We start from the raw sequence: 5,781 nt of genomic DNA, 5'->3' as shown, positions 1-5,781 counted from the left end.
GCGGTTTTGAATAGTGTTTTGAGCTTAACGTTTAGCTGACCGGTAAGTTTTCCCGGTCAGTGTTTTATTATGCGGCTTTTAGCCTGCCGATACATAATTTGAAACGCACATATAACAATGGTATAATAATGTAGATTTTAAAAGTTGCAGCCTTTTTATAACAATTTGGTTTAATTATTTAGCTTTTGAGGAAGGTGAGATCCTTGATTTCCAAAAAAGATGTCGATCAAGTAGCATTACTGGGCCGGTTGGAACTGACCGGTGAGGAAAAAGAGATGTTTACCAGACAGCTGAACGATATCCTGGAACATTTTCGATTTCTGGAGCGCCTGGATACTACTGACGTGCAGCCTACAGCTCACGTGCTGCCGCTCAAAAACGTGCTGCGGGAAGACTGGCCGGGACAGCACATGTCGCGCGAGGATGCCCTGGCCAACTGTCCTGACCGGGACGAAGACTATTTCAAGGTGCCTAGAATCGTATAGGTGACAGGGAGGTGAATCAGTTGCAGCTTTTCCGGCAAACAGCCCACGAACTGCATAGTCTTTTAATAAACAAAGAAATTTCAGCGGTAGAATTGAATGAGGCTGTATTTGACAGGATCGCGTCGGTTGAGGAAAAGGTCGGCGCTTACCTGAGCAGGATCAGGGAACGGGCGCTGGAACGGGCCCGGGTGATAGACGAACAAATCCGAAAGGGTGAAAAAATATTACCTCTTTCCGGCATTCCAGTAGCCATTAAAGACAATATGTGCACAGACGGCATAACCACAACCGCCGGCTCGAAGATTTTGGCAAACTTTGTGCCTCCGTACAGCGCCACAGTTGTCAAAAAACTTGACGCGGCCGGAGCGGTCATGGTAGGCAAGACTAATTTAGATGAGTTTGCGATGGGTTCATCCACAGAGAACTCCGCTTTCTTCACCACCCGCAACCCCTGGGACACCAGCCGGGTGCCCGGCGGTTCCAGCGGTGGTTCAGCGGCTGCGGTAGCCGCCGGTGAGGCAGTCTGCTCGCTTGGTTCCGATACCGGAGGCTCGATCCGGCTGCCGGCCTCATTTTGCGGGGTAGTGGGGATGAAGCCTACTTACGGCGCGGTCTCCCGGTTTGGGCTGATTGCCTACGCTTCTTCTCTGGACCAGATCGGCCCCTTTACCAGGGACGTCACTGACTGTGCCTTAATGCTCAACATTATTTGCGGCCACGACCCGCTTGACTCTACCTCGGCTGATTTCCAGGCGCCTGACTACACGCAGTTTTTAATTAACGACGTGCGAGGTATGAAGATAGGGGTGCCGGAAGAATACATGGCTGAAGGGATCGCCCCGGAAGTTCATGGTCTGATCAGAAAAGCTTTGGAGCTGCTGGAATCCCTCGGGGCTAATGTTGAATATACAACTCTGCCGCACACTGAGTACGCCCTGCCGACATATTACCTGATCGCCCCCGCGGAGGCCAGTTCCAACCTGGCCCGCTACGACGGGGTGAGGTACGGCTTGCGGGCTGAAGATTCGGAAGATATTATCGATATGTTTATGAAAACCCGCAGCCAGGGTTTCGGCTCCGAGGTCAAGAGGAGAATCATGCTTGGCACCTATGCCCTTTCAGCAGGTTATTACGACGCTTATTACCTTAAGGCGCTGAAAGTACGGACTTTGATCAAGGAAGACTTTGACCGTGCCTTTGAAAAATACGACCTGCTTGTTTCCCCCGTATCACCGACTACGGCCTTCCGTATCGGGGAAAAAACGGACGACCCGTTGCAGATGTATCTTTCTGACGTGTGTACCATTTCGGTAAACCTGGCCGGCATACCGGGCATGTCTGTTCCCTGCGGCTTCGCGGGTGGGCTGCCGGTCGGCCTGCAATTGATGGGCAGGCACTTTAACGAGGGAACCCTGCTGCGCGCCGCCTATACCTTCGAGCAGAATACCAGTTATCACAAAGAATTTCCCGCATTGTGAGGAGTTTTGTGAAACTTTAGTAAGTATTATTCTAAATTTCTGACGTCCGACGTCCGACGACTGACGACCGATTTAGGAGGTTTGAGTTTTGGCCCGGTACGAAACTGTTATTGGCCTGGAAGTGCACATAGAGCTCAAGACCAGATCGAAGATATTCTGCGATTCCACCACTGAATTCGGCGGCGATCCCAATACCCATATTTGTCCGGTCTGCCTGGGACTGCCCGGAACCCTGCCGGTGGTCAACAAGAAAGTAGTGGAATACGCCATCAGGGCTGCTCTGGCGCTAAACTGCCAGATCGCCGGCTTCTCCAAGTTCGACCGGAAAAATTATTATTATCCGGATATGCCTAAAAACTATCAGATTTCCCAGTATGATTTGCCTATAGCCGAACACGGCTACCTTGACATAGATACCGGCGGCGGCGTAAAAAGGATCGGTATTACCCGCCTGCACATGGAAGAGGACACAGGTAAACTGGTACACCAGGGCACCATAACAACCACGCCATTTTCCCTGGTGGACTACAACCGGGCGGGCGTACCCTTGATTGAAATCGTGTCCGAGCCCGACCTGCGCTCCCCGGAAGAGGCGTGCAGCTACATGGAAAAGCTCAAAGCCATTGTCCAGTACACCGGTGTATCGGACTGCAAGATGGAAGAGGGCAGCCTGCGCTGTGACGCGAATATATCGGTGCGGCCGGCCGGCAGCTCTAAGTTGGGTACCAAGGCCGAGATAAAAAACCTCAACTCTTTCAGAGCCCTGCAAAGGGCGCTGTCTTACGAAGTTGAACGCCAGATCGAGGCTTTGGAGGAAGGCGGCCGGATTGTTCAGGAAACCCGGACCTGGGACGAAGGGAAAGGAGTCACGCTATCCATGCGCAGCAAGGAACACGCGCACGACTATCGCTATTTCCCGGATCCCGACCTGGTGCCGCTGGTGATTGAGAAAGAATGGGTGGAAGATATCCGCCGCTCACTCCCGGAACTGCCGGACGCGCGCAGGAGACGTTACGTAATGGAATACGGGCTGCCCGGCTATGACGCCGCAGTCCTGACCAGTACCAGAGAAATGGCCGATTACTTCGAAGACTGCGTGGCCTCCTACTCAAATCCCAAGGCGGTCAGCAACTGGATCATGGGCGATCTGGCCAGGCTGCTAAACGCCAATAACCAGGAAATTACGGCGTGCAGGATCAAACCGCGGCAGCTGGCCTCCCTGCTTGAGCTTATGGAGAAGGGGACAATCAGCGGTAAGATCGCTAAAACGGTATTTGAGGAGATGTTCGCCAGCGGCAAGGATGCAGGCGTTATCGTTAAAGAAAAGGGCCTGGTCCAGATTAGCGATGAAGGCGCCATAGCAGCGGTAGTTGCTGAAGTTATCGCCAGCAACCCGAAGTCGGTTGAAGATATCCGGGCAGGCAAGGAGAAGGCCCTGGGCTTCCTGGTCGGGCAGGTTATGAAGGCGACCAGGGGCAAAGCAAATCCTGAACTGGTGAACAGGCTGCTTAAAGAGAGAATATAAGGCCACAGGATGAAAATCAGTATGTAGGTTAGATTTCAATTGAACAAAGGAACAAATTGGCAGCTTTCCAATGGGGACATTCCTCGTCGATAAAGGAATACCTGAAATAGAGGTGTGTCCCCTTTCCGCTGACGACTAAAGTAGCACCTCAATTCGCTGCATGAAAGATTTCCCGGAATAAAAGGGGACAGCCCTCCCTAGGAGAGTTGTCCCCTATAATGTGGTTTCATCATAGATGAGTGTAGGCGGCAGCCCGCGCAGGTCACCGTACAGAGGGGAAATGTACGGCAGGCCCGGGTCATTGCCGCCGGCGTAATATTTGCTGCACACGGCTGACATGCCCGGGGGGCTCAAACATACTCCGGCGTTAGTCCGGTGGGACTCCCCCGTAAGTTTGAGATCGGTCCAGGGAGAAAGTGCGACCGCTGCTGCAGGAAGGGGCAGACCCTTGTCTTTGAGGGCCAGCAGCGTGGCCAGGACTAACCCCCCGCCGGCTGAATCACCGGCAAATACAACATGGTCAGAGGCAACGCCCTGTTCCAGCAGCCAGCAGTAAGCTTTCAGCGTATCCTCCATAGCTGCGGGAAAGGGGTGTTCGGGAGCCAGGCGGTATTCAAACAGCAGTGCTCTTATGCCGCTGCCTTTAACAAACTTTGCCACAGGCGCCCGGTGATCTGAACAAGAACCTGAAACATACCCGCCGCCGTGTATAAAGAAGATTGTTTTATCTTGCACTGCCCCGGCTGGAAGGAGCCATTCAGCCTTGATCCCGTTGATGGTGAGGGGCTCTATTTTTATTCCCCCGGGCAGCTTACCGAACCTGGCGGCGCCTTTTTCGCATTCCTGGCGGAAAAGGGGAATCGACGTGTTAAAGTCCCAGGCGGTTTTTCTTTTTTTTAACTGAAAACGCAATAAATGACTGTTATTAAGCATAAAGCAAAAAAGACGACTTTTTAGGCTTGGCATGTTTATTCACCTCAAGGTTATTTATTAGGTTTTTCCTCCGGGCAATTTCTTCCCGGGCGGTTTCGATCACTTCCAGTACCTCAATATGCATTTGTTCTCCCTTAACTGGCAAGCATTTAAGGTAACTATATGACTAAATAAGTACACTTAGTCATATAGTAGCCAAAGAAATTGCTGCCCGCTAAAGCAGCACGATGTTTACATATGCAAATTTGGCTGGTATAATCATTGTAATGACTTGGCGACTAAAAGTCAATTGTTAGTCACAATATAAATTGAAGGAGCAAAAATATGTCCAAGTTTACCGAAAACGAAAGGGAACAAATCAGGCAATGCCTCTTAACAAAAGGTAAAGAGCTGTTTATCAGGTATGGCTTTGCTAAGACCAGTATTGATGATATTGTGCAGGCCTGCGGTATAGGAAAGGGTTCCTTTTATAAGTTTTTCTCCTCCAAAGAAGAACTTTTTTATTATATTGTCAACGGCCAGGAAGAGGTCAGAAACCGGCTTATTGTTGAGCACCTGCAGGAAAACCTGCCTCCCAGGGAGATGATCTCCTCCTTCTTTTACCTGGCTTTACGGCTGGCTGATGAAAACCCCCTGCTGCAGCAGTGGTTTGACGAAGGGGAACATGAGCGCATTGTCCGGAAATTGCCCGCGCATCTCATCAAAGATACTACCCGTGATAATGTAAAAACGGGAATACAGTTCATCCAGTCTTTAATTGAGCGGGGTGTTTTGAAAGAGAACGACCCGGAGGTGATTGCCGGGGTTTTTGCCGCAATTCTGATGCTGCGCACGCTCAAAGAGAGATTGGGGCATGAACTGTTTCCTAAAATTATGGACGTGATTATTGATTGTATAGCACAGGGCTTAACCGGGCCGGAGAAGTAAGATCGGTCTCATTATCAACGTGCGCGGGAACTCTTTTAAGTGTTAAATCGCCTCCTCTAATTCTAATGATAATATCAGAGCTGACGCATGAATCTAAAGATTTATAACTGACAAGGTTTATAAGAGTTGGGGAGAAAAAGTTTTTCGCAAAATAGCACTGGACACCACAAAATAAATATGAGACAATAGTGTGGGAAATTTTAAAAAGGAGCCACACTATGACGATACATGAAGATTGGCCTGAGGAAGTTCTCTTGAACGGACGCATTTTTACAAGGGAAGAACTGGAACACATTAAGGAAGTGATCCGGTTGTTTCCCCGATTGAGTCAAAAGGAATTGGCGCATACGCTATGTGAAACCCTGTCGTGGTATGGACCAAACGGGAAACCAAAGCTGGAATCTTGCCGCGAGTTACTGCGAAAGCTGGAGGC

The 5,781-nt window shown here is 50.4% G+C and carries 7 protein-coding genes; 5 read left to right on the top strand and 2 right to left on the bottom strand.

What is annotated here, in order from left to right; all coding sequences use genetic code 11:
- Nucleotides 1–203 precede the first annotated feature (203 nt).
- The 3 genes from gatC to gatB all read left to right on the top strand — a co-directional run bounded on the left by gatC (nucleotide 204) and on the right by gatB (nucleotide 3,488).
- The gene (gatC, locus tag Pmgp_RS18635; protein WP_134216097.1) at nucleotides 204–485 is read left to right on the top strand and encodes an Asp-tRNA(Asn)/Glu-tRNA(Gln) amidotransferase subunit GatC; all 282 of its coding nucleotides are present in this window, start codon (nucleotides 204–206) and stop codon (nucleotides 483–485) included.
- Between the two features lie 20 nt (nucleotides 486–505).
- Nucleotides 506–1,963: an Asp-tRNA(Asn)/Glu-tRNA(Gln) amidotransferase subunit GatA gene (gene gatA, locus Pmgp_RS18630; protein ID WP_134216095.1), complete on the top strand. Its 1,458-nt coding sequence runs from the start codon at nucleotides 506–508 to the stop codon at nucleotides 1,961–1,963.
- Between the two features lie 88 nt (nucleotides 1,964–2,051).
- Nucleotides 2,052–3,488 carry an Asp-tRNA(Asn)/Glu-tRNA(Gln) amidotransferase subunit GatB gene (gatB, locus tag Pmgp_RS18625; RefSeq protein WP_134216093.1) on the top strand — a complete coding sequence of 479 codons (1,437 nt, stop codon included), beginning with the start codon at nucleotides 2,052–2,054 and terminating at the stop codon, nucleotides 3,486–3,488.
- Nucleotides 3,489–3,701: 213 nt separating this feature from the next.
- Here the strand turns inward: gatB and Pmgp_RS18620 are convergent, their stop codons facing one another.
- Both Pmgp_RS18620 and Pmgp_RS20635 read right to left on the bottom strand, forming a co-directional pair.
- Nucleotides 3,702–4,400 carry an alpha/beta hydrolase gene (locus Pmgp_RS18620; protein WP_205078106.1) on the bottom strand — a complete coding sequence of 233 codons (699 nt, stop codon included), beginning with the start codon at nucleotides 4,398–4,400 and terminating at the stop codon, nucleotides 3,702–3,704.
- Between the two features lie 13 nt (nucleotides 4,401–4,413).
- Nucleotides 4,414–4,545 (bottom strand): hypothetical protein, encoded by a 132-nt coding sequence (locus tag Pmgp_RS20635; protein ID WP_282432923.1) that lies wholly within the window; start codon nucleotides 4,543–4,545, stop codon nucleotides 4,414–4,416.
- Nucleotides 4,546–4,745: 200 nt separating this feature from the next.
- Here Pmgp_RS20635 and Pmgp_RS18615 point away from each other — a divergent pair, with 200 nt between their 5' ends.
- On the top strand, nucleotides 4,746–5,348 hold the full coding sequence (locus Pmgp_RS18615) for a TetR/AcrR family transcriptional regulator (protein WP_134216090.1): 603 nt from the start codon (nucleotides 4,746–4,748) through the stop codon (nucleotides 5,346–5,348).
- Nucleotides 5,349–5,566: 218 nt separating this feature from the next.
- Nucleotides 5,567–5,781 (top strand): hypothetical protein (locus Pmgp_RS18610; protein ID WP_205078084.1); only part of this gene is annotated, 215 nt, incomplete at its 3' end.

The organism is Pelotomaculum propionicicum (assembly GCF_004369225.1).
Taxonomy (GTDB): Bacteria; Bacillota; Desulfotomaculia; order Desulfotomaculales; family Pelotomaculaceae; genus Pelotomaculum_B; species Pelotomaculum_B propionicicum.
This window is presented reverse-complemented; position numbering and strand designations above follow the sequence as displayed.